Below are 1,021 nucleotides of genomic sequence, written 5' to 3'. Positions count from 1 at the left end.
GCGGCGGCGGCCAGGCTGCCGCGACTTCCGGCGGAGTCGTCGGTGCCGCCGTCTGGGGTCGGGTACGGAACGCGCGGTGGGCTCCCTCGGGATCGGCGCCGACCTGCGCGAGGACCCTGGACCAATCGGTGGTGCCCATCGCGGATTCGATCTGCAGGGGCGTTCCGAGGTAAGCCGTTTGACCCGTGCCGGTGAGCACCAGCACCTGGTCGCAGGCGTTGACGTCGGTGAGCGATGTGCGCGCCGAAATCGCGACCACGACGGCGCAGCCGATGTGGGCCTGGCGCCGCAGGACCGCCATGACGTGACGTTGTTGCGCCGCATCCAGTCCGGCGGTGGGCTCGTCGACCACGAGCAGACTGGGCCGGGTGACGAGCTCGACCGCCAGGGCGGCGCACCGGCGCACCTCGGCTGAGAGTTTGCGGATTCTGGTGTCCCGGTGCGGCGTGAGCTCGAGCTCGTCGAGAACTTGGCTGACCACGCGGTCGCGCTGCTCCGGCAAGGTGTCCGGTGGCAGCCGCATGTCCGCGGCGTACTCCAGGACCTGCGCGACGGTGAGCTGTCGGTGCAGGCGGTCGTCACGCGGAACCACCCCGATGCGGGCGCGCATGGACTGCGGCTCATCGTGGACGCCGTGTCCGTCCACGATGACGCGCCCCGCACTGAGTTCTCGGGTGCCGGCCAGCAGCGTGAGCAGCGCGGAATTACGTGCGGCCGACGGCCCGATGACCGCGGTCATGCTGCCGGGGCGTGCGCTGAAAGAGATGCCCGACAGCGTCTCGTGTCCGTGGACCGTCAGCGCCAGCTGATAGGCGGTCACCCCGGTGGTGCGCGACGCGGTTTGCAGCGGCAGGCGATAGGTGGGGTCGGCTTCCTCGGTGCGGAACGAGGGTCGCTGGGCGCGCAGCTTGCTGGTCACCATGCGCTCGATCAGGCTCGGGCCCTTGGGTTGCTCGTTCTCCGCAGCGGGCGGGGTCACCGGCGCCTCCGCCGGAAGTCGCGGCAGCCTGGGCGGCGGCGG

Annotated in this window: 1 protein-coding gene; it reads right to left on the bottom strand. The window is 71.3% G+C overall.

Annotation, left to right across the window (positions count from 1 at the left end; genetic code table 11):
• Nucleotides 1-1,021: ATP-binding cassette domain-containing protein (locus tag A5782_RS08215; protein WP_369815603.1), on the bottom strand; the 1,021-nt coding region annotated here is incomplete at both ends.

This window comes from Mycobacterium sp. 852002-40037_SCH5390672 (assembly GCF_001665875.1).
Classification (GTDB): domain Bacteria; phylum Actinomycetota; class Actinomycetes; order Mycobacteriales; family Mycobacteriaceae; genus Mycobacterium.
Note: the sequence above shows the minus strand (reverse complement) of the source record. Positions and strands in the feature narration are given on the sequence as shown.